The following is a 22,750-nucleotide window of genomic DNA, read 5'->3' as shown; positions in this document are numbered from 1 at the left end:
AATTCCTCAACAAGAGAATTCATACTTTGTTCATGCCTTGCTGAGTCTTGGGCGGGTCTTGGTCTTGAGGCGACTCGACCACCTGTGGGGGGTACATCATCTCGGGAGGCTGGGCTCATACGGCGCGGTCTGCCGCGCCTCTCTAGACCTCCACCTTGAGGACGATGCGGGCGAGGAGGCCGATGCCGAACGAGAGGGCCGCCACCCCGAGGCTCACGCCCAGCATCTCGAGGAAGAGCCGGGCGAAGGATTCCTCCTGTACCACGCTCACGAAGAAGGTGAAGATCACTATCACGATCACCGCCCCCAGGAGGGCGAGCGCGAGGGCAGGGACATAGTGGCCGAGGACGAAGTATGGCCACACGAGGATGAGCACCGTCACCAGGTAAACCACCCCCGTGTAGAGAGCCGCCTTGCCGGGGGACTTCTCCCCCTTCTCGGAGCGGGTGGAGAGGTATTCGGAGGCGGCCATCGAGAGGGCCGCCGAGATCCCTGTGATGAGTCCGGTGAGGCCCACGAGCCGGGTGTGCTGGAGCGCGAAGGTGAGACCGGCGAGGGCGCCGGTGAGTTCCACCAGGGCGTCGTTGAGTCCCAGGACCATTGAGCCGATGTAGCCGAGCCGCTCCTCGTCGAGCATGGCGGCGAGCTCCTTTTCATGCTCCTCCTCCTCGTGGAGGATCTCCTCGGCCTCGGGCACGGCCGTCACCAGGCTGCCGTATCCGGCCTCGGCCCGTTCCTCGCCCCGCTCCATGAGTTTGATGGCGAAGGTGTAGCTGAAGATGCGGGCGATGAAGAGGTAGAAGAAGGCCTTGAGGCGGTTCGGACGGAAGGTCTTTCCGGTGTAACGGGACCACACCTCGGCGTGCCGCCCCTCTTCCCCGGCGATGCGGAGGAGTACCTCACGGTTGTCTCCCCCCACGAACTCGGCGAGCCGGGTGTAGACATAGTGTTCCGTGGTCTCTGTCTTCTGGAACACCTCGATGGTCTCGAGAAGCCTCTGATCCACCCCGTTCCTCCTTGTATGATCTCGTTTCAATCTAACATCGGATATAAGATTGAGCAAGATCTCCTATCGCTTCCCCTGCCGTTCTATTTCCGCCTTCAGGGCGGGATAGGGGTCCGTCCAACCGGGAGGTTTCACGGTCTTGCCGTCCTCGTTGTAGTGAGGCTTCCCGTCGGGCCAGAGTTTCTTCATGTTGGCCTCGTGGACGATGCGGAACAAGGGCTCCGGTTCCACCCCCATCTCCACCAGGGTGCCCAACGCGAAATAGATGAGGTCGATCATGGCATCCGCCTGATCCACCACATCCTCCGCTTCGAGAAACTCCTCCACCTCCTCCTGCATCCACTTGGCGCGGGCCGCGGCCCGCTTCCCCTCGAGGAACCGGGGCCGGTCCTCGTGTGGATGTCCGAAGCGCAGGTGGAACTCCCGTACGGCCCGCCAGGCCAGGTTGAGGCCCTCGTCGGAGTCGCAGACCCGTCCGTCCTTCTCCCTCTCGTCTTCCGATATGAGCATAGTCCCTCCAGGGTGTTACACGTAGATCATCTTCCTCGTCATGCCGCCGTCGATGACGAAGTTCTGTCCCGTGATGAAGTCGTTCGCAGGGTCGAGCAGGAAGAGCACCATGCGCGCGATGTCTTCCGGTACCCCTACGCGGCCCGCAGGGTGCTGGAGCGCGTCTTCCTCGGTGTGGTGGACCTCCTGCCTCAGCGCACGCTTCTTCCGATCGCGCACCTCTATCCATCCGGGGCTCACGGCGTTCACACGGACGCGGGGGCCCAGACTCACCGCGAGGGCGTGGGTGAGGGCCAGGAGCCCTCCCTTGCTCGCGCTGTAGGCCTCGGTGTGCGGCTCGGACATGAGGGCACGTGTGGAACAGATGTTGACGATGGCCCCCCGGGTGGCGGCCAGATGGGGTGCACAGGCCTGGGCGAGGAAGCACGGCGCCGTGAGGTTCACGGCCAGCACCGCCTCCCACTCCTGCCTCGAGAGCGCGTGCAGGGGGGCGTCTGCCGAGACGGCCGCATTGTTCACCAGGCCGTGGAGGCGTCCGAAGCGCTCCAAGGTGAGGCGCACTGCGTGTTCTATCCCTTCCTGGAAGGCGATGTCGGCCTCGATCGGGAGGTAGCCCCGGTATGTTGCCAACCGTTCCTGTTGTTCCTGGAGCGCCTCTCCGTCCTTGTCCACGGAGGCCACCGCATATCCCGCTTCGAGCAGGGCCTTCACGATGGCGTCGCCTATACCCTGCGCTCCGCCGGTCACGAGCGCCGCTCTCTCCATGAGGCCCAGTGTAGGCGAGGCGGGGCGTTCCTGCAAGGGGCCCCATGGATCCTCGGTGAGGGCCGAATCGTGTCATTATGACACATGGTGTCTCTCGGGGCGCCTCCCCCGGGTGGGTAATTTCGACCCAATCGGGACCGCCCATCCATCCTCGCCGCCCGAGGTATGCACGTTTAAGATCTTTCCAGCAAAGGAGATGTGTTTTTATCATACGGTTGGCACGGCATTTGCTAATCTATATGTGGAGCGAAGATCGCTCCGGCCCACGTGGTGGGCTCCATACACACACCGTACGTAAGGAGGGAGATATGGCAAGGGATCTCGTGAGAAGGACGACCGACACCTGGCTCGACGAGCTGGACAGGATACAGGAGGAGATCAACCGGGTCTTCGACCTCGTATGGCCTGAGACCACAGGTCTGTTCGACAGAGTCACCTCACCGAGTCTCGATGTGATGGAGACCGACAACGAGGTGATCGTCTCCTGCGACCTCCCGGGTGTGAGCGAGAAGGATCTCGACATCACCCTCACCAACAACGTACTGACCATCAAGGGCGAGAAGAAGGACGAGAAGGAGGAGAAGAAGGGAGACTACTACCGTAAGGAGTCCTGGAGTGGTGCGTTCCAGAGGACGGTCTCCCTGCCGGATTCCATCGATCCCGATGCGGTGAAGGCCGAGCTCAAGAACGGGGTGCTCACCATCACCATCGCAAAGAGGGAGGAGAAGAAGCCCAAGAAGATCGCCGTGCAGGTGAAGTAATCCCGGGGAAGGAGGTGTGCCATGAAAGAGAGGAAGGAACTCCAGAAACAGGAAGCGAGGAAAGAGGAGCGGGTCTTTCGGCCTCCTGTGTACGACGTGCGCGAGGAGGACGGAAAGATCGTGGTGAGGATGGAGATGCCGGGCGTGGACAAGGATGGGGTGGAGATCTCCGTGGAGGACAACACCCTCACGGTGGTGGGGCACAGGAAGGACACCCTTCCTGAGGGGGCCTACCTGGTGAGGGAGCGGAGGATGTGCGACTACAGGAGGGTCTTCACCCTCGACGAGACCGTGGACCCCGAGTCCATCGAGGCCCGGCTGGAGAACGGTGTGCTCTTTCTCACCCTCCAGGTGAAGGAGAGCGCGAAACCGAAGAAGATAGAGGTGAAGACCGCCTGAGTGGCAACAGGGGCTGCCCGATGGGCAGCCCCTGTTGTGTTGTAACTTTTTCCGGCCGGATTCGTTTTTGTGAGAGAAGCTCGTCATGAGGGAGGAGTGGTATGAAGCGGAATCTTGTCCTCAGAGCCGTGGCGTTCGTGTTCCTCGTGGTTGCGTGCACGCAGGCGCAGCAGAACGTGGCCTTCGTCGACTCCCCTACGGCAGCCGGCCAGACGGTCGATCCCTCTCCCTCTGCGGTGCCCGTGAGGGAGGAACGGGTGGTCGAGAAGACCTATGTCGATCCGAGGGCCTTTGAGGAGATCTTCAACCGGGTCTCACGTGATGTCCTCCCTGTGGTGGTGGAGATCAACGTGGTGGAGGTGGTGAAGCAGCGGGTGCCCTCCTTCGAGTCCCCCTGGGACTTCTTCTTCGGGACACCGCAGTTCCAGGAACGGGAGTTCAGGCGGAGCGGACTCGGCTCGGGCGTGATCGTACGTCGTGACGGGAAGACGGTCTACGTGCTCACGAATGCCCACGTGGTGGGGGATGCGGACGAGATCAGCGTGAAACTCTACGACCAGCGGAGCTTTCCGGCGAAGATCGTGGGGAAAGACGAGCGGATCGACCTCGCGGTGGTCTCTTTTGAGACCTCCGAGGAGATACCGGTGGCCCGCCTGGGCGACTCCGATACCCTCGAGGTGGGCGACTGGGTGCTCGCGGTGGGCAATCCGTACGGGTTCGAGTCCACCGTGACGGCCGGGATAGTGAGCGCCTTGGGGAGGAAGAGCCCCCCCGGTACGCAGATCGGTGAGTTCACGGACTACATCCAGACCGATGCGGCCATCAATCCGGGCAACTCGGGCGGAGCGCTCGTGAACCTTGACGCCGAGGTGATAGGGATCAACGCATGGATCGCCTCCCAGACCGGAGGCAACGTGGGGCTCGGGTTCGCCATCCCCATCAACGTGGCGAAGCGTGCCATGGAACAGCTCATCGAGAAAGGACACGTGGCCTATGGATGGCTGGGAGTGACCCTCCTCGACCCTTCGGACGTAGCGTTCCCCGGGTTTGCCGAGGCTCTCGGTATCAAGGGGAAGAAGGGGACGCTCATCTCCAACGTGTACGTGGGGTCCCCCGCGTGGCAGGCGGGGCTGAGGCCGGGGGACTTTGTGGTACGGGCGGGGAACACCGTCATCACCCAGGCCTCGGAGCTCTCCCGGGAGATCGGGATGCGGAGCCCCGGTGAGCGTGTTGAGATAGAGGTACTCAGGCAGGGCGGGAGCAAGATCTTCACCGTGCGCCTCGGGGAGAGGAAGACCGACGATGAGCTTTCCCGGGCCGTGGAGCAGTTGTGGCCCGGTCTCATGGTCACCCAGCTCACCGACGAGGTGCGTGAGCGGTACGGGGTCGAGGCCCGTACGGGTGTCCTGGTGGTACAGGTGGCGGCCGGGACTCCACCTGCGGTGGCCGGGCTCCGTGCAGGGGATGTGATCACCGGTGTGGGAGAGCGTGCCGTGAGGTCGGTGAAGGACTTCTACGGGGCTCTTGCCGAGACGAGTAGGCCGGGGGCCACGGTACGTTTCAGCGTGCTCCGGGGCACCACCGAGGTGGTGATCGGACTCAAGGTACCCAGATAGGTGTCCCTGACGTGATGAAAGAGAGGCCCACCCTCAGGGTGGGCCTCTTGTGTACCATCACGTAGGAGATCAGCCTGCTGCTCGAGGCCCCCGTTCACCGTGGGCCTCGAGATGAGCGAGGACCTCGTCCACTCCGGTACGGACGAGGCAGGTATACTGATCCGCCGCGCCGTAGTATATGGAGAGGGTCCCGTCCTCGTGGGCGATGATCCCGTTGGTGAAGAGCACGTTTCCGAAGAAGCCTTCCTTCTCGTAGGGTGCCTCGGGTTCCATGAGGGGAACGGTACCCCGCGCGACGATCTTCCGGGGATCTTCGTGGTCGAGGAGAAGGGCGAAGAGGGTGTAGCGTTGTCCCTCGCCTTTCGCGTGGTAGATCTGGAGCCACCCCTCCGTCGTCCTGATCGAAGGCGCGCCGCCCCCTATCTTCATCGCCTCCCACACGGTGGGCCTTGGTCGGGCAAGGCAGGAGTGCGCTCCCCAGTGAAGGAGGTCCGGCGATTCCGCGTACCAGATCGACGGTTTTCCGAAGCCTTCGTTGTTGGGTCTGTGGAGCGCCGCGTACTTTCCTTTTATCTTTTCCGGAAAGAGACACACGTCCTTGTTCTGGGGATGAAAGATGATCCCGTGGCGTTCCACGGTTCGGAAGTCGGTGGTGGAGGCGAGGGCCGTGGCCCATCCATCGGGGGAGACCACGGTGAAGTTGATCCAGTACCGCCCCTCCAGGTACACCACCCGGGCGTCTTCCACCCCGAAACGTTCGACCGGGGAGGCGGGGAAGAGGAAGGGTTCCCGCTCCACCGTGAAGTGGACTCCGTCGGTGCTCCGCGCGAGGCGGATGTGGCTCATGCTGGACAGGTAGTCCACACCCTTGTACACCACTCCCCTGGTGTCCTTGAGGCGTACATCGGGATCGTCTTCCCTGAATGACAGGACCGAGGGGATGCCATTGCCCTCTTCCCTGAACTCCACATGGGGTACCCGTATCCACCCCTCCTCCTTTCGCACCCGTTCGGCCACGCGGAGGAGGAGGATGTACTCATCCCCCACCTTGATGGCCCCTGGGTTGAAAGCCCCTACCACCTCATACTCAGGATTGGAGGGGGATACGTCTTCCGGCCGTATGAGGGGGTTCTCAGGATGTCGTTCCATGCACGCCTCCTTCCGTGGGGATACGGGGTGACAACGGTCTCACCCGCTCGTCCTGTGCCGGTTCGGGAATGTAGATGTAGCGGGCCTTCCCCAGATTGGAGCCGAGGATCCTTCGATACACCTCGATGTGGGCCTCGGCCACCTTTTTCCAGGACGCCCTCTTCTCTATATAACGGCGGATGTTCTCTTGAAGCCGGGCATGGAGGGCCTTGTCATTGAGCACACGGGGGATGAGTTCCAGGTAGTCTTCGTCGTGTTCCGCGATGAGACCTCCTCCGCTGCGTTCTATCACCTTTCTGAAGGCGAGGAGCCCGGAGGTGATCACCGGTCTGTGTGCGGCGAAGCACTGGGCGAGCATCCCGCTCTGTGCCCCTTTCTCGTAGGGGAGCACCACCACATCGGCCGCGGAGAGGATGGTGTCGAACGTGTACTGGGGGAACTGGCCACGGAAGACCACGATGCGGTCCTCCACGGGGGAGGAGTGGATCTTTTCGAAGAGCTGTCTGCGGTACTCGTCGTACTCCAGGTTCCTCGTCTTACCGGCCACTACGAGGACCAGGTCTTCCACCCTCTCCACCAGGCGGGGCAGCAGATCGACGATGAGTTCGAACCGCTTGCTGGGCCTGAAGTAGCCGGCGAGGAGGACCACCTTCTTGCCTTCGAGCCCCAGGATGTGCTTGGCATTGGGTACCGGCCCTACCTTCCTGATCCCATGTTCGATGACCGCGATCTTCGACTCGAGGGAGGGGATATCGGGGAAACCCTTGAGGAGGGACGTTTTCTGAAAGTCCTCGTGAACGATGACGGCGGAAGCCGCCGAGACGAGCGGGTGGAGCACGATCTTCTCCTCCTGTGAGAGGTGCTCGTACACGGTGTGGAGGGTGATGACCACTGGGATTCCCACCAGATGGTAACGGAGTGTGAGGTCGACGATCTCCATGCCCCGCTGCTCTCCATAGAGGCCGTACTCGTGCTGTATGTGCATGATGTCGGGGGTCATGGACGTACTGAGCTTGAATACCGTGTGGGCGAAGGTATCGCTCCCGGGAGGAAAGACCGGAAACACACGCTCTCCCTGGGCGCCGAAGGGGCTCATCACGAAGATCTCCATCTGGTGGAACCTGAGGGCTTCCACCAGGTACTGACAGTACGTGGCGATACCGCACTCTATGGGCGGATGGGTGGAGATCATCCCTATACGCATGCAGTCCTCCTTTCAATGGGGTAGCGTCTCGGCCCCCAGAGCCGGACCTCCCTTCTCTAGGGACCGCAGTGAAGTAGTTCCTCGAGAAGCTCATCCACCTGTACGATGGCGAAGCTCGTCACGTAGTCGGACATCGCGTAGGGGATGAGGAGCCTCCCCTCGTGCAGGAGGGAGCCGCAGCTGTAGAGTACGTTCGGCACGTATCCCGCCCGCTCCTCACCCACCGCTTCCAGGAGCGGATCCCTGAGTCGCCCGAGGACGCGGAGGGGGTCTTCACGATCGAGGAGCACCGCCCCCAGAGCGTAGTGGCGCATGGGCCCCACGCCGTGGGTGATCACGAGCCACCCCGCCTCGGTCTCTATGGGCGGTCCACAGTTCCCCATCTGGATGAACTCCCACACATACTTCGGTCTCAGGATGATCCGGTACTCGTTCCAGAAGCTCAGGTGGTCGGAGAACATGAGGGTGATGGTCTCGTTGTCCTGGCGGCCGAGCATGCAGTACTTTCCCCCTATCTTCCGGGGAAAGAGGGCGAAGCCTTTGTTCTTCACCGCCTTGCCCGTGAGCGAGATGAACCTGAAGTGGGTGAAGTCCTTGGTCGCGAGGAGCTGTGGTGAGAAGCTCGTGCCGTCATAGGCGGTGTAGGTCGCATAGTAGGTGACGGCTCCCCTTTCGTCCACGAAGCGTACGAACCGGGCGTCCTCTATCCCCTTGAGATCGACCACGGTCGCGGGGGGGATCACCCGCCGGTCGATCGGTACGTCCGGCGGGAAGTATACCTCTTGGTTGAAGCTCGCGAGCCACTCTATCGCCTCGAGCGTTCCGAGGAATGGGCGCGTGTGGGTGGGGGTGGCCTCCCTGAGCTCTTCGATCCTCCGGATGAGATCGCGGTAGCCGAACTCTTCTCCGAGAGGGGAGAGGAGCAGTTCGGCGTACTCGTTGTAGTAGCCCGCCTCAGTGAGCTTTGCGATGAACTCCCTCTTGTTGTAGGTGGAATTGGCGATGACTTGAGGGGGAAGGACGTAGCGGGCCCCGGATTCCTCCACCGTCACCCGGCCGTCGGGATGGAAGACCCCTTCCCTGAAGACGAGGGAGGAGATGTGTCCCTCACCCGTGGCCCGTAGGGAGAGGACGAAGCGGATGGCCCCCTCGGGGAGCCCGCTCTGATCCGGATGGGGAACGATGGATGGATTGAAGAGCGCCGAGGCCTCTATGGAATACTCGCTCGTGAAGAAGCTCCCGATGAAGAGTTTTCTCTCCTCCGAGAGTTCGGCATCCAGGAAGAGGTAGGGTCGTATCCTTTCGAAGTGACTGGAGAGGCGTTCCTTCAGGTAGGACTCATGGTGGGAGAAACGCGCTGATATCGAGGAAAGATGCTCCGTCACCTCTTCTTCCGAGAGGGTGAGTATCCTCGCGAGGACGTGTTCTATCCGCTCCTTTTCGCCGGGAGTGAAATACCGAAGGAGGACACGTTGAGGGTTGGGTCTCAATTTCACGGGGACTCGCGTGACCGTGACCATGGATCCTCCTTGTTGAGAAGAGGGAGAGAAGGATTCCCTCTTTAACTATAGTGAAGGAGCATGACGCTCGTCAACGAAACTGCTTGACAGAAGGGGGATGTCTCGTAAGATAGGGACATGGGAACACAGGAGATCACGCGTACCCTCTGTCTCGTCAAGCCTGATGGCGTGCGGCGAGGGTTGGTGGGAAGGATCCTCACGAGGTTCGAGGATGCGGGCCTCAAGATCGTGGCCATGAAGATGCTCGTGCCCGACGAGGAGCGCGCACGACGTCACTACCGGTACGAGGATATTGCGGTACGACACGGGGAGGCCGTGTGGAACAGGCTCGTGCAATTCCTCTGTTCCGGCCCCGTGGTGGCCTTCGTGCTCGAAGGGGTGGACGTGGTGCCGGTCGTGAGGAAGCTCTGCGGCAGCACGGAGCCCGCTTCCGCCCCCCCTGGGACCATCAGGGGCGATTTTGCCCACCATACCTATGAATACACCAATTCGGCCCAAGGGAGCGTCCGCAATCTCATCCATGCTTCGGCTACGGACGAGGAGGCCGCATACGAGATATCGGTGTGGTTCCGGGAAGAAGAGCTCGTCTCCGGATACAAGAGGTCGGACGAGGCCGAGCACTATCTCTCCTGAGAGGGAAGGACGGCGTATACCCCTATGAACCTTCAGGAGCACGTGGAACTCATACGGGAGGTCTTCTACTATCTCCGCAGGTTCCGGGGAGCCACCTTCGTGGTGAAGGTGGACTACCGTGCGCTGCAGGCCCCCCACGCTCCACTCCTGGTGAGAGACATCGCGCTCCTCAGACAGGCGGGAATCAACGTGATCCTCGTTCCCGGGGCAAAGGAGCGGATCGACGAGATCTGCAGGCAGTACGGCATCTCCTGGGAAGAGAAGGACGGGGTGCGCATCTCGCCGGAGGAGGCCATGCCCTTCATCGAGATGGCGGCCTTCGATGTTTCCACCAGGCTCATGACCGCCCTTGCGGGCGAGGGGATCCATGCCGTGGTGGGCAATTGGGTGCGGGCCCGGAGCCTCGGGGTGATAGACGGGGTGGACTTCCTGCGCACCGGAAGGGTGGATCGGGTGAACATCGAGCCGGTCGTAAAGCTCCTTCACGATGAGATCGTTCCCATCTTCCCCTGTGTGGGGTGGAACGCCCAGGGCAAGCCTTACAACATCTCCTCCAACGAACTCGCCGGTACCATCGCCGCCCAGCTCTCCGCAGAGAAACTCTTCTACCTCATCGACCGACCGGGGTACAGGGCCGCCGATCTCCTCCTCCCCGAAGGGGTGGTGCTCACCGAGGAAGGGTATATCTCCCGACTCACCGTGGAACAGGCCGAGGCCCTCCTCGAGATGAATCCGGGCAGCCGCTCCCATCTCGAGCACATCGCTCATGCGGCTCGTGCGTGCAGGGCCGGCGTGGACCGTGTACACATCCTCAACGCCATGATCGACGGGGTCCTCCTCAAGGAGATCTTCTCCAATCTGGGGGTGGGGACCATGATTCACAGGAACGAGTTCGAGAGCATTCGGCCCATGCGCGAGGAGGATGTTCCCGCGGTGCTCCGGCTCATGGATCCCCTCATCCGCGAGGGTGTGCTCCTCCCGAGGAGCGCGGATCAGCTTCGGAACGAATATCAGAACTTCTACGTGTACGAGCTCGATGGGAGCATCTACGGGTGCGGAGCTCTCTATATCTATGGGAAGGAAGGTGAGGTGGCCGGGCTGGCCATGGACTCCACGGTGCGGCACCTGGGGATCGGGCGGAGGCTCACCACCTTCCTCATCGATCAGGCGCGCAAGGCTGGACTCACGCGTCTCTTCGCCCTCACGACGCAGGCCTCGGATTGGTTCGAGCAGATGGGCTTTTCGCTTTCTTCCCCTGAGGAGCTTCCTCCCGAGCGCCGTCGTCGCTACCTTCCTTCCCGCAACTCCCGAGTGTACGTGAAGGACCTGGACCACGACTGAGCAGGACGAGTCCGTCAATCGTCGTAGAAAAGCTCGTTCACCGCATCCCAGGTCTCCGGATCGTTGTCCCTGAGTCTGCACACGAAGGCATACTTGTCGAGGAGGAATCGCATCCTCTGGAGTTTCGCCTCCCGCGCCCAGGCCTGCTTATCCCCCCCCGAGTAAGGGCGTTCCATGTTGAGCTCGGCCTCGAACTCCTCGGGGCCGAGCGAGGCGAGCCGCTCGAGTTCTTCCCTCAGCCGGGATTTTGTGATCCGCACGAGGTCGAGATCGAGCCTGCCCTGCGTGAACGAAAAGGAGAGCATGTCCAGATGGGCCGCTGTCTTCTGGATGATGTCCGGATCATGATCGGGCAACCGTTCCAGCCCCTCGAGGATCTCCTCGTATGCCTTCTGGAATTCCTGTTCCGTCATACTATAGACTATAGAAGAGAATCTTCCGGCTGTACACACGGTCGTTGCGGCGTCTCAGGATTCCCCCCGCTGCCAGTGCTCGAGCACCAGCTCGAGGAGGTGTAGGCCCGAGGGAAGGACCCTGGAGCCGGGGACCACCTCCGGCACGCTGAAGAGACGCTCGAGGAAGCACCCCGCGGCGCCGTAGGCCACGGTCTTCTCTTTGAGAGGCGACATCTCGATGCGGGGGGAAGTCTGCTCCGGATAGAGCCAGTTTTCCTGAATCTCTTCCATGAAGATGGTCTTCACTTCGTGCTCGAAGGCCTCCAGATCACCGCAGACCACGATCCGGCTCAGGTCGAGGGTGTTCGCCAGGAATGCCACGTGCTTGCCCAGTTCCACGATGACCTTCCTCACCACCTGAGGGTCGGGTATGCGCGCCGCCTCCTCGTCCGGGATGCTGAACTGGGTGACGTTCGGGGGCCGCCAGAGGATGCTCTTGAACTCTCCTGCGATGAAGTGATCGCCGTAGAAGACCCCCTCGTGAAAGAGGAACGCCATGCCGATGCCGACCCCCATCTGGGGAACGGTGTGGGCACTCGTTTGGCGGAATTCCGAGAGGATGAAGAGGGCGTTCCCCTCACGGGCCCCCCTCGTCTGGAGAAGGTCGGCCCAGCAACAGCAGTTCGCGTCGTTCTCGATGAACACGGGAAGTCCGAACCGTGTCTCGAGGGGAGGGACGAGTGCGGTGGGGGAGGTGATGTCCAAGGGGTTGGAACGGTGCACCACCCCTTCGAAGGGATCGACCAGACCCGAGAGCCCTATCCCTATGCCGGCGAGCGGGAGGCCGAGGGCTCGGACATCCTCCCTGGTCTCCTCGATCATGCGGACGGTGATGAGGATGATGTCGTCCTCCTTCGGGAGGGCGGCCTCCTTGTAGAAGAGTTCCCTTCCGGTGAAGTCGAGCGCGATGGCGGAATACGTCGTGGTGTGGAGTTCGAACCCCAGGACCATCCCGAAGGAAGGGTTGATGCCCAGGTAGATGGGCTTCCTCCCGCCGCGTGGACCCGAGGGGCCTTCCTCACGGGGAACGACGAGCCCCATCTGTTCGAGGGATGCCACGATCTTCGTGACGGTGGACTTGTCGAGGCCCAGATCCTCGGCGATCTCGCTCCTGCTCTTCCTGGGAAAGTGCCACACGTGTCTGAGGACCCGCGAGATGTTGATGGCGTTGATGGTACGAGCATTAGCCATGATACTTTTATATCATATCTCAGGAAAGAGCACAAGAACTTGATTGACTACTCCAAAAAAAAGCTTGACAGCTCCGAAAAGCCGGGGGTATACTTTCGTTGGTGTGATACAATAACCAAGGATCGCACAACCCCAATGTCATTGGGGTGAATATATCACAGCAGGAGGGACTGTTATGAGAAAAGCCTTTACCGTGGTCCTGAGTCTCTTCCTCCTTGCGGGTGTGGTGTTCGCGAGCGGTCAAGCTGCCCAGCAGGCCGGCGCGGCTCCCTCTCAGCAGGTGGTGGAGTTCCCCAGGAACGAGACCCTGTACTCCAGCGGTACCATGTGGGCTCCTCCGTCCAACTGGAACCCCTATACCCCGTGGGCGGTGGCCACAGGGACCATCGGTCTCTGCTACGAGCCTCTCTTCCTCTATGATCCGCTCAAGGACGAGTTCATCCCATGGCTCGCCGAGAGCGGGAAGTGGGTCGACGACAAGACGTACGAACTGAAGGTGAGAGAGGGGATCACGTGGCAGGACGGCAAGCCTCTCACCGCCGAGGACGTGAAGTTCACCTTCGAGCTCGCCAAGCAGCAGAGCGTGTCCCTGAGCGCCATCTGGGACTGGCTCGCCGAGATCGTGAAGGTCGACGATTACACCTTGCGGTTCACGTTCAGCGATCCCCGTTACCAGTCGTGGGACAACATCCTCTACACCCAGGGGATCGTGCCCAAGCACATCTTCGAGGGCAAGGAGGACGTGGCCAACGATGCGAACGAGAACCCCGTGGGTTCCGGTGCCTACAAGTATTACGGGCACAGCGAAGACCGCATGATCTGGGTGCGGAACGACGACTGGTGGGCCACGAAGCTCCTCGGCAAGAAGGTTGCTCCCAAGTACATCGTCGACATCCGCAACTCGAGCAACAACGTGGCGCTCGGCATGGTGGTGAAGGGTGAGCTCGACCTGTCCAACAACTTCCTGCCCGGGATCGCCGCCCTGGTGAAGCAGGGGTACGTGAAGACCTACTACGACGGGCCTCCGTACATGCTCTCGGCTAACACCGCTTTCCTCTGGCTCAACCTTACGAAGAAGCCCCTCAATGATCCTGCTTTCCGGAGGGCGATCGCCTTCGCCATTGACACCCAGAAGATCGTGAACGTGGCCTACGCAGGTCTCGTCCAGGCTGCGGATCCGACCGGCTTGTTGCCCACCTGGAGTAAGTACGTGGACAAGGACGTGGTGGCGAAGTACGGGTTCAAGTACGATACCGCTCGGGCGAAGAAGATCCTCGCCGATGCGGGTTACAAGGACGTGGACGGTGACGGGTTCGTCGAGGCGCCGGACGGGTCCAAGATCAGGCTCTCGGTGATCGTGCCGTTCGGGTGGACCGACTGGATGGAGTCCATCAAGATCGTGGCCGAGGGGTGTAAGGCCGCGGGTATCAACGTGGAACCCGAGTATCCCGACTTCGGTGGGTACAGCGATCAGCTCTACGGCGGCACCTTCGATATGGCGATCAACAACTTCGGCTCCGGTCTCAGCAACACGCCGTGGACCTTCTACAACTGGGTGTTCTACCATCCCATCTCGGACAATATGCCCAACGGTAACTTCGGCCGGTATAACAACCAGCAGGTCTTCGACCTCGTGGAAGAGCTCAACCGTGTGCCCACCGACGATACCGAAGGCATGAAAGCCGTGATCTCCAAGATCCAGGAGATCCAGCTCAAGGAGATGGTGGCCATCCCGCTCTGGTTCAACGGCCTCTGGGCCCAGTTCAACACCTCGGTGTGGACCAACTGGCCCACCTCAGCCAAGGATACGCCCGACTACATGCCGTGTCTGTGGGGCGGGTACGTCCAGGTGGGCGGTCTCCTCACCCTCACCGAACTCAAGCCCGCACAGCAGTAAGCACGTCGAGGCCCTCCCCGGAGGGGAGGGCCTTCTCCTCCTCAACTCCAGTGCAAAAAGTCTTTACGTACGGATCGGATTCGGGCGTTATAATGGAACAAGAGGGTATCAAAAAGCTCAGGAGGATACGTGAAACGCTACTTCACCCGGAAGATAGGTGTCTATCTCCTCACGTTTTTCGTGGCCGTCACCATCGACTGGCTCATTCCCCGGTTCATGCCGGGGGATCCCATACAGTCGATGCTCGCGAGGGCCCAGCTCAGGCCCGATGCGTACAAGATCATCTACAGCCACTACACTCAGGCCTTCGGGCTCGATCTGCCCTTGTGGAAACAGTATCTCAATTTCTGGGGGGCGATCTTCAGGGGTGATCTCGGGATCAGCATCTACCGGTTCCCCACGCCGGTGATGGAGGTCATCATGGAGGCCGTACCCTATGACATCGCGCTCCTCCTTCCCGCCGTGCTCTTGAGTTGGTGGGCGGGGAACAAGTTCGGGGCCTTCGCCGCCAGACGGAAGCGGCTCGACAATACCTTGCTGCCCGTGGGGTACTTCCTCACGGCCACTCCCTACATGTGGATGGCGATCATACTCGCCTGGGTGCTCGGCACCACCTTCGGGATCTTTCCCATCGCCGGGGCCTACAGCTTCGGTCTGGTGCCGCATCTCTCGGTGCGATTCTTCCTCGATCTCCTCTGGCACTGGTTTCTCCCCTTTCTGTCGCTTTTCCTTGTGATGTTCGGGGGATGGGCCATAGGTATGCGGAACATGATCATCTACGAGTTGGAGGCGGACTACTCCCGCTATCTCGAGGCCCTGGGTACACCCCGCAAGCTCATCCGCCGGTATGCCTTCCGGAACGCCATCCTGCCCCAGGTGACCGGACTCGCCCTCCAGCTGGGGACGATCGTCGCGGGAGCCCTCGTGACCGAACAGGTCTTCTCCTATCCCGGCATAGGATATCAGATCCTGGCCGCCATTCAGAACAAGGACTACTTCCTCCTCCAGGGATGTTTCCTCTTCATCATCATCGGGGTGCTTCTCGCGAACTTCTTCATCGACGTAATTTACATTCTCATCGATCCGAGAACCCGTTACGGACTTACAGGAGAGTCGGCATGAGTGACAGGGAAATGATACACGAGGTAGAGCAGGGGGCCGAGCCTCCCCAAGGGGTCAAGCCTCAGATGTCGTCTTTCAGGGAGCTCCTGTTCTTCGCATGGAGGAACACGCGGGTGAGGATAGGGGTGGCCATCGTGGGATTCTTCCTCCTCGTGGCCCTCGTGGGTCCTCTCTTTGCGAAGTACGATCCGAACGAGTACGTGGGGCCTCCGAATCAGCCTCCGAGCGCGGAGTACTGGTTCGGGACCACCACCTTCGGCCAGGATGTGTACAGCCAGTTCGTCTATGGCCTGAGACCCGTGTTCATCGTAGGCCTCCTTGGAGGAGGGCTCGGCACCCTCATCGGCATGCTCATAGGGTTCGTCGCGGGCTACAGGGGCGGGGTCGTCGATGAGGCCCTCAATATGTTGACCAATATCGTGATCGTGATTCCCACCTTCGCCCTCCTCCTCATCATTGCGGCCTACCTCAAGGTGCGGAGTATCTTCAGCGAGGCCCTCTTCATAGGGTTCACCGCGTGGCCGTGGGCGGCGCGTGCCATCAGAGCGCAGACCTTCTCCCTGCGGGCCAGGGAGTTCGTGGACCTCGCGCGGATATCGGGGATGCGTTCGGGGAAGATCATCCTCACCGAGATCGCCCCCAACATGATGTCGTACCTCTTCATGACGTTCATCCTCCAGTTCGGTGGTGCCATCCTCAATGCGGCGACTCTCGACTTCATCGGTCTCGGTCCCACCAACGCCATATCCCTGGGACTCATGATGAACAACGCGGTGCTCTGGAGCGCGCTCCAGCTCGGTGTGTGGTGGTGGTTCGTGCCGCCCGGGCTTGCGATCGCTGCCATAGTGGGGGCCCTCTACATCACGAACGTAGGGCTCGACGAGGTCTTCAACCCCAAACTCAGGGAGATGTGAGGCATGAGTCTACAGATAGAGAATCTCAGGGTGTACTATCAGACCCTCCGGGGTGATGTGAAGGCCCTCGACGGGGTCTCCTTCACCATAGGAGACGGAGAGATCATGGGGCTCGCGGGAGAGTCGGGGTGCGGAAAGTCCACGCTGGGCAACAGTCTGGTGCTCCTCAAGCCGCCCATGCGCTATGTGGAGGGCTCGGTCACCGTGGACGGGGACGATCTTCCCATATGGGACTTCGAGAGGATGAACGACTATCGGTACCGCACCATCTCCACCGTGCCGCAGTATGCCATGAATGCGATGAATCCCACGAGGAAGATCGGGCGGATGATCGCCGAGATCCTCGAGGCGAAGGGGGAGAGTTTCGAAGCCCTGCTCCCCGAGCTCACACGCCGTCTCGAGCTCGTGGAGCTGCCTGAGAAGGTGCTCGACATGTACCCCATCGAGCTTTCCGGTGGGATGAAGCAGCGGATGGTGATGGTGATCTCCACCCTCCTCAACCCCTCGGTCCTCATCGCCGACGAGATCACCTCGGCCCTCGACGTCTCCACCCAGAAGGCGATCGCCGAGATGCTGGTGGAGTTCCGCAACAGGGAGTTCGTGAAGTCGATGATCGTCATCACCCATGACGTTTCGATCCTCTACCAGATCGCCGACAGCATCATGGTGATGTACGCGGGCAAGTTCGCCGAGCGGGCCCCCACCTCCACGCTCATCCGGGAGCCTCGGCACCCCTACACACAGATGCTCATCTCGTCGCTCCCCGAGATAGGGGTGAAGTTCGGTGAGAAGCGGCTCAAGGGAATACCGGGCAAGCCGCCCCTCCTCCTCGATCCTCCCCGGGGATGCAGATTCAGGGACAGGTGCCCGTTTGCCCACGAGCGGTGTGTGGAGGAACCACCCGTGATCGAAGTGGAGAAAGGACACTGGGTATCCTGCTGGAAGGAGGTAGGGAGCGATGCTTGAACTACAGCATGTCTCGAAGATCTACAGGATAGGGGCCTTTGGACGGAAGACCCTGAGGGCGGTGGACGATGTGAGCTTCGATATCGAGGACGGAGAGGTGGTCTCGCTCATCGGGGAGAGCGGAAGCGGAAAGACCACCATCGGGAAGATGATCCTCAGGCTGATAGGGATTTCGGAGGGGAAGATCCTCTTCGACGGCAAGGATATCTCCCTCCTCAAGGGGGCGTCGCTCAAGGAGTACTATCGTCACGTGCAGGGGGTCTTCCAGGATCCCTTCAGTTCGTACAACCCCATCTTCAAAGCTGATCGTATCTTCAGCCTGGTGAAGGAAGAATTCTACCCTTCGGTGCCCGCCTCCGAGTGGAAAGAAAAGGTCGAAGGGGCCCTCCGTGCGGTGGGCCTCAACCCTCCCGACGTGCTCAACAAGTACCCCCACCAGCTGAGCGGGGGCCAGCTCCAGCGGTTCCTCATCGCCCGGGCTCTGCTCCTCGACGTGAAGTTCCTGGTGGCAGACGAGATCATCAGTATGCTGGATGCCTCCACCCGCGTGGACGTGCTCAACCTCATAGGCGATCTCAAGGCGCGGGGGCTTTCGGTCCTCTTCATCACGCACGATCTCGCCCTGGGGTACTATATAGGTGACAAGGCGGTGATCATGTACAAGGGGAAGGTGGTGGAAATGGGCTCCACCGAGAAGGTCTACCACGAGACCCTCCATCCCTACACGAAGATGCTCATGGCGGCGGTGCCCCGCCTTGATGAGAAGTGGGAGGATGTGGAGCTGCGCCTCAAGGAGCAGGCGGGGGACGGGAGTCTGGGGTGCCCCTACTACGGCCGGTGTCCCGTGGCGGAGGACCGTTGCCGTGTGGAGAATCCACCCCTTCATCGAGTGGACGAGGACCACTGGGTGGCGTGCTGGAAGTACTACGAGGGAAAGGACGGTTGAACGACGAGGGAGGGTTGCATGCCCTCCCTCGTCTGTGAGAGGATTGGTAACGATAACACATCGAAAAGGAGGGGCACATGAAACATCACACACAGGTCTGGATGCTCATGCTCGTGTTTCTTCTTTTTCCCATGTGGGGATGTGGTGTGAAGGGAGATCCTTCACGAGGCAGGTTCAGGGACTCGTCTCTCTCCCCGGAGGAACGCGCGCGTGATCTCCTCTCCTACATGACGATCGAGGAGAAGATCGGTCAGATGGCCATGGTCGACAGGGGGTATCTCAAGAGTCCACACGACATCGCCGAGTACGGCCTGGGAGCCATCCTGAGCGGGGGAGGTTCTGCGCCGCGGCGGAATACCCCCGAGTCGTGGAAGGAGATGGTGGACGGCTTCCAGAGAGAGGCCCTCAGTACCCGTCTGGGTATTCCGATACTCTACGGCATCGATGCGGTGCATGGTCACAACAATGTCTATGGTGCTGTGATCTTTCCCCACAATATAGGGCTGGGGGCTACCAGGGATCCGGAGCTGGTCGAGCGGATAGGACGGGCGGTGGCCGAGGAGGTGGTGGCCACTGGTATCCATTGGACCTTCGCCCCCTGTGTAACGGTCCCCCAGGACGAACGGTGGGGGAGGACGTACGAGGGGTTCAGCGAGGATCCGGAGCTCGTGGCCCGGCTGGGCGCGGCGCTCATTCGGGGGTTCCAGGGCGTACCGGCCCCGGAGAGCCTCGCCCGACCCGATACCATCCTCGCGACGGCCAAGCACTTTGTGGCGGATGGCGGGACCACAGGAGGGAAAGATAGAGGCGACGCACGGCTCACCGAGGAGGAACTGCGCCGCATCCACCTGCGCCCCTATGTGGAGGCGGTGAGGGTGGGTGTGGGGTCGGTGATGGTGAGCTACTCGAGCATCAACGGGGTGAAGATGCACGCCAACCGTGAACTCATCCAGGAGGTGCTGAGGGGTGAGCTCGCATTCGACGGACTCATCGTCTCGGATTGGGCGGCGCACACCGAGTTGCCGGGGTCGCTCAAGGAGAGACTCGCCACGGTGATCAACGCCGGGGTCGACATGATCATGATCCCCGACGACTACCGGGGGTTCGTGGCGGCGGTGAAGTCGCTGGTGGAAGAGGGCGTCGTGTCTCGGAAGCGCATAGACGAAGCCGTGTACCGTATTCTCCTCACCAAGTTCCGGCTTGGGCTCTTCGAGCATCCCATACAGGAGAATGTGGACTTCTCGGTGGTGGGGAATGAGGCCCACCGCGCCCTCGCCCGGGAGGCGGTCCGGAAATCGGTAGTCCTTCTCAAGAACGAGGGGGGAGTACTTCCCTTGAAGAAGGACGGTTCGCGTATCCTTGTGCTTGGTGACAAGGCCGACGATCTCGGAGTTCAGTGCGGAGGATGGACCATCACCTGGCAGGGGAAGCGGGGGAGGATCACCGAGGGGACGACCATCCTGGAGGCAGTCAGGAAGGCCGTGGACGATCCTTCCCTTGTGACACACGTACGGCGAGCCTCGCAGCTCGCGCAGGTGAAGGCCGATGTGATCATCGTGGTGGTGGGAGAGACGCCCTATGCCGAGATGCACGGCGACAGACAGGATCTCTCGCTCACCAGGGAGGACAGGGAACTCATTATCCGCGCCTCCCAGACTGGCCTGCCGGTGGTCGTGGTTCTCGTGAGCGGCAGACCCCTCCTCATCACCGATCTGGTCGACTCCGTGGATGCGCTCCTCGCGGTGTGGCTGCCGGGTACCGAGGGGGATGGGATCGCCGATGTCCTCTTCGGAGACTATGCACCCACGGGAAAGCTGCCCTTCGTCTGGCCGAGGAGTATGGAGGTACTCCCTCTCACCATCGAGGAGAGTGGGGATCACCCGGAGAAGGCCCTGTTTCCTTATGGATACGGTCTTTCCTACTGAGCGTTTTCAGCTTGACTTATAGGGAGGTTTATATAAAGATAGAAGGAGAGAATGAGCGACTATCTTGATCCTCACAATGAAGAGCTTCTCAAAGATTTCTTTGCAGAGGCCTACCAGCAGGTGGAGCTCATGGAGCAGAACCTGCTGGTGCTGGAACAGGATCCGGGCAACTCCGAGGCCGTAGACGAGATCTTCAGGGCGGCCCATACCTTGAAGGGGGGGGCGGGGACCGTCCAGATGGAGGAACTCGCGGAATTCACACACACCCTCGAGGATGCCCTGGATGAGATCCGAAGCGGCACGGTGAAGGTCTCCTCGGAGATCGTGGACCTGCTTCTCTCCTCGCTCGACGTGATCAAGGCCATGCTCGGCGCGAGGGAGGCAGGGGACGTCTACCGAGAGGATGTCTCTGCCCTGGTGGAACGCCTCAAGGCCCTCCAGGGGGCCGGAGCACACCCGCCTGCGGAACCCCCTGTATCGGGAAAGAACGTCGGATCGTCCCGGAAAGGGGCCCCTTCCAGAGGCAAGGCCGCTTCCACCGGAGGGGGGAGCCTCTCGGAAGAGGAGATACGCGAGCTCTTCGAGGCGGCCCCGTCGAGGCACACCCTCTACAGGGTGCAGGTCACGTTCGACGAGTCGAATGTGATGAACACGGTGGGAGGGATCCAGGGCTTCGCCCTGCTCAAGGATCTGGGGGCGGTCCTCAGGACGGATCCTCCCTTCGAGAAGCTCTACGAGGACGAGTTCTTCCCGGTGGTGGTGTACTACGTGGCCTCCTCCCTTTCGGAGGAGGAGATCCGCTCCCGTATCGTCTTCCCGAGTGACGTGGCGAAGGACGTGAAAGTGGAGCGAGTGAGCCTCCCCGGGGAAGGCGAAGCGGAACGGGAGCGCGTCGGGGAGCCCGAGGGGGTGGAGGAAGAAGCGGAGAGCGGGGGAGGAGAGGTGGTTCCCGTTCCGGCCGGAGAGGAGGAGGGGCCGCTCCCCGAACTCCCGAAGAAGGCACCCGCTGCCCCGGTGCGCGAGAAGTCGGTGGCCACGTCCATTCTCCGGGTCGACAGCGGGAGGGTGGACGCGCTCCTCAACCTCGTGAGCGAGGCGGTCATCAACAAGGCCACGTTCAATCAGATTTCCGTCCAGTTCGGAGAGACGTTCACCCAGTTTCAGACCCTCCAGTCGCTCTTCGGCGAGAAGCTCAGGGGCCTCATGGAAGTGATCCCCGAGCTCGCGCGTATGATGGTGGAGCAGGATGTCTCCGAGAAACAGGTGCGGCGGATGCTCCAGGAACAGTACGGTGATCTTTTCGAGATGTTCGACCCGGTGGAGGCCTCGTTCAAAGGGATACTGAACAAGTATCGTGAGGCGACCCAGCAGCTCAACCGCATCACCGGTGAGATGCAGGAAGCGGTGATGCGTATCCGCATGGTCCCCATCTCGCAGATCTTCGCGCGCTTCCCGAGGCTGGTCAGGGATCTCTCACGGTCGCTCAAGAAGAAGATCAATCTCATCATCGAAGGGCAGGAGACCGAGCTCGACAAGTCGGTCATTGAGGATCTCCTCGATCCCCTCATCCACTGTGTGCGGAACTCGGTCGATCACGGTATAGAGAGCCCCGGGGAGCGGAAAAAGGCGGGGAAGCCTGAAGAGGGTACTATCATCCTCAGGGCGCGGAACGAAGGCAACCTCATCGTGATAGAGATCATCGACGATGGGCGGGGGATAGATGTAGAGGCGGTGCGGAAGCGCGCGGTGGAACGGGGCCTCATCCATCCCAACAAGATCCTCTCCCAAGTGGAGGCCTTCAACCTCATTTTCGAGCCCGGCTTCTCCACGGCACGGTCGGTCACCGATCTCTCGGGCCGGGGTGTGGGGCTCGACGTGGTGAAGCGGCAGATCGAGAAGCTCAACGGGTCCATTTCGGTCTGGTCGGAGCAGGGAAAGGGCACCCGGTTCACCATCAAGCTCCCCCTCACCCTTGCTATCATACAGGGGCTCCTCGTGCAGGTGGGCACCGAGCGCTACGCCATCCCCATCACCTCGGTGGTGGACTGCCACAGGATACGTCCTTCGGACATCCGGTATATCGACGGGTATGAGGTCTTCGACGTACGGGAGGAGGTGGTCTCCCTCCTCAGGTTGAACCGCCTCTTCAAAATCCCCACGGATGAGGAGAAGGAGTATTTCTTCGTGGTTATCGTGGGAAGCGGGGAACGTAAGATGGGGATCGTGGTGGATGGCATCCTGGGAGAGGAGGACGTAGTGATCAAACCTCTCAAGGATCACTTCGTGAATACGCCCGGCATCGCGGGGGCCAATATCACGGGTGAAGGCACCGTATCTCTCATCATCGACGTCCCTCAGCTTCTGGAACTGGGCCTCAAGGAGGAACGTGAGGCCCGCAAAAAGCGCGATACCAGTATCCTCTAGGAGTGC

At 61.1% G+C, this 22,750-nt stretch carries 20 protein-coding genes; 12 read left to right on the top strand and 8 right to left on the bottom strand.

Annotated elements, in window-relative coordinates:
* Positions 1 to 142: 142 nt before the first annotated feature.
* The 3 genes from STHERM_RS08685 to STHERM_RS08675 form a co-directional block, all read right to left on the bottom strand.
* Positions 143 to 1,006: a VIT1/CCC1 transporter family protein gene (locus STHERM_RS08685; RefSeq protein WP_013314516.1), complete on the bottom strand. Its 864-nt coding sequence runs from the start codon at positions 1,004 to 1,006 to the stop codon at positions 143 to 145.
* 63 nt (positions 1,007 to 1,069) lie between these two features.
* Positions 1,070 to 1,516, bottom strand: coding sequence for a hypothetical protein (locus STHERM_RS08680; protein WP_013314515.1), 447 nt, complete (start codon positions 1,514 to 1,516; stop codon positions 1,070 to 1,072).
* Between the two features lie 15 nt (positions 1,517 to 1,531).
* On the bottom strand, positions 1,532 to 2,281 hold the full coding sequence (locus tag STHERM_RS08675; RefSeq protein ID WP_052295678.1) for an SDR family oxidoreductase: 750 nt from the start codon (positions 2,279 to 2,281) through the stop codon (positions 1,532 to 1,534).
* A 308-nt stretch (positions 2,282 to 2,589) separates the two neighbouring features.
* On the opposite strand from STHERM_RS08675, the gene STHERM_RS08670 reads away from it, so the two are divergent.
* From STHERM_RS08670 to STHERM_RS08660, 3 genes are all read left to right on the top strand, one after another.
* Positions 2,590 to 3,042, top strand: a complete 453-nt coding sequence (locus STHERM_RS08670; protein WP_013314513.1) for an Hsp20/alpha crystallin family protein — start codon at positions 2,590 to 2,592, stop codon at positions 3,040 to 3,042.
* Between the two features lie 21 nt (positions 3,043 to 3,063).
* Positions 3,064 to 3,441, top strand: a complete 378-nt coding sequence (locus STHERM_RS08665; protein ID WP_013314512.1) for an Hsp20/alpha crystallin family protein — start codon at positions 3,064 to 3,066, stop codon at positions 3,439 to 3,441.
* Between the two features lie 101 nt (positions 3,442 to 3,542).
* Positions 3,543 to 5,057 (top strand): Do family serine endopeptidase, encoded by a 1,515-nt coding sequence (locus tag STHERM_RS08660; RefSeq protein ID WP_013314511.1) that lies wholly within the window; start codon positions 3,543 to 3,545, stop codon positions 5,055 to 5,057.
* A 69-nt stretch (positions 5,058 to 5,126) separates the two neighbouring features.
* Here STHERM_RS08660 and STHERM_RS08655 read toward each other — a convergent pair whose 3' ends face one another.
* From STHERM_RS08655 to STHERM_RS08645, 3 genes are read right to left on the bottom strand one after another with little or no spacing between them, the layout of a single operon-like run.
* The gene (locus STHERM_RS08655) at positions 5,127 to 6,206 is read right to left on the bottom strand and encodes a glycoside hydrolase family 130 protein (protein WP_013314510.1); all 1,080 of its coding nucleotides are present in this window, start codon (positions 6,204 to 6,206) and stop codon (positions 5,127 to 5,129) included.
* Positions 6,190 to 7,410, bottom strand: coding sequence for a glycosyltransferase (locus STHERM_RS08650; protein ID WP_013314509.1), 1,221 nt, complete (start codon positions 7,408 to 7,410; stop codon positions 6,190 to 6,192). The genes STHERM_RS08655 and STHERM_RS08650 overlap by 17 nt, the downstream gene beginning before the upstream one ends.
* A gap of 56 nt (positions 7,411 to 7,466) precedes the next feature.
* Positions 7,467 to 8,930: a glycoside hydrolase family 130 protein gene (locus STHERM_RS08645; RefSeq protein WP_013314508.1), complete on the bottom strand. Its 1,464-nt coding sequence runs from the start codon at positions 8,928 to 8,930 to the stop codon at positions 7,467 to 7,469.
* 117 nt (positions 8,931 to 9,047) lie between these two features.
* Here STHERM_RS08645 and STHERM_RS08640 point away from each other — a divergent pair, with 117 nt between their 5' ends.
* Together STHERM_RS08640 and argA are read left to right on the top strand one after the other, a co-directional pair.
* On the top strand, positions 9,048 to 9,563 hold the full coding sequence (locus STHERM_RS08640) for a nucleoside-diphosphate kinase (protein ID WP_013314507.1): 516 nt from the start codon (positions 9,048 to 9,050) through the stop codon (positions 9,561 to 9,563).
* 24 nt (positions 9,564 to 9,587) lie between these two features.
* On the top strand, positions 9,588 to 10,904 hold the full coding sequence (gene argA, locus STHERM_RS08635; protein WP_013314506.1) for an amino-acid N-acetyltransferase: 1,317 nt from the start codon (positions 9,588 to 9,590) through the stop codon (positions 10,902 to 10,904).
* A 14-nt stretch (positions 10,905 to 10,918) separates the two neighbouring features.
* Here the strand turns inward: argA and STHERM_RS08630 are convergent, their stop codons facing one another.
* On the bottom strand, positions 10,919 to 11,317 hold the full coding sequence (locus STHERM_RS08630) for a hypothetical protein (protein WP_013314505.1): 399 nt from the start codon (positions 11,315 to 11,317) through the stop codon (positions 10,919 to 10,921).
* 54 nt (positions 11,318 to 11,371) lie between these two features.
* Positions 11,372 to 12,550, bottom strand: a complete 1,179-nt coding sequence (locus STHERM_RS08625; protein WP_013314504.1) for an ROK family transcriptional regulator — start codon at positions 12,548 to 12,550, stop codon at positions 11,372 to 11,374.
* Between the two features lie 175 nt (positions 12,551 to 12,725).
* On the opposite strand from STHERM_RS08625, the gene STHERM_RS08620 reads away from it, so the two are divergent.
* The 7 genes from STHERM_RS08620 (at position 12,726) to STHERM_RS08590 (ending at position 22,744) form a co-directional block, all read left to right on the top strand.
* Complete coding sequence (locus STHERM_RS08620; RefSeq protein ID WP_013314503.1) at positions 12,726 to 14,447, top strand: ABC transporter substrate-binding protein; 1,722 nt, start codon at positions 12,726 to 12,728, stop codon at positions 14,445 to 14,447.
* Positions 14,448 to 14,576: 129 nt separating this feature from the next.
* Positions 14,577 to 15,569, top strand: a complete 993-nt coding sequence (locus tag STHERM_RS08615) for an ABC transporter permease (protein WP_013314502.1) — start codon at positions 14,577 to 14,579, stop codon at positions 15,567 to 15,569.
* Positions 15,566 to 16,483: an ABC transporter permease gene (locus tag STHERM_RS08610; RefSeq protein ID WP_013314501.1), complete on the top strand. Its 918-nt coding sequence runs from the start codon at positions 15,566 to 15,568 to the stop codon at positions 16,481 to 16,483. Before STHERM_RS08615 ends, STHERM_RS08610 begins: the two co-directional genes overlap by 4 nt.
* Before the next feature lie 3 nt (positions 16,484 to 16,486).
* Positions 16,487 to 17,449, top strand: coding sequence for an ABC transporter ATP-binding protein (locus tag STHERM_RS08605; protein ID WP_013314500.1), 963 nt, complete (start codon positions 16,487 to 16,489; stop codon positions 17,447 to 17,449).
* A complete protein-coding gene (locus tag STHERM_RS08600) occupies positions 17,442 to 18,395 on the top strand; it encodes an ABC transporter ATP-binding protein (RefSeq protein ID WP_013314499.1) in 954 nt (317 codons plus the stop codon). Before STHERM_RS08605 ends, STHERM_RS08600 begins: the two co-directional genes overlap by 8 nt.
* 77 nt (positions 18,396 to 18,472) lie before the next feature.
* Entirely contained in the window at positions 18,473 to 20,320 is a 1,848-nt protein-coding gene (locus STHERM_RS08595; protein WP_013314498.1) for a glycoside hydrolase family 3 protein, read from the top strand.
* A gap of 51 nt (positions 20,321 to 20,371) precedes the next feature.
* Complete coding sequence (locus STHERM_RS08590; RefSeq protein WP_013314497.1) at positions 20,372 to 22,744, top strand: chemotaxis protein CheA; 2,373 nt, start codon at positions 20,372 to 20,374, stop codon at positions 22,742 to 22,744.
* Positions 22,745 to 22,750 lie beyond the last annotated feature (6 nt).

The sequence above is a fragment of the Spirochaeta thermophila DSM 6192 genome (assembly GCF_000147075.1).
In the GTDB taxonomy this organism is placed as follows: domain Bacteria; phylum Spirochaetota; class Spirochaetia; order Winmispirales; family Winmispiraceae; genus Winmispira; species Winmispira thermophila_A.
The sequence above is the reverse complement of the archived record's forward strand: the minus strand, read 5'-3'. Positions and strand labels throughout refer to the sequence as shown.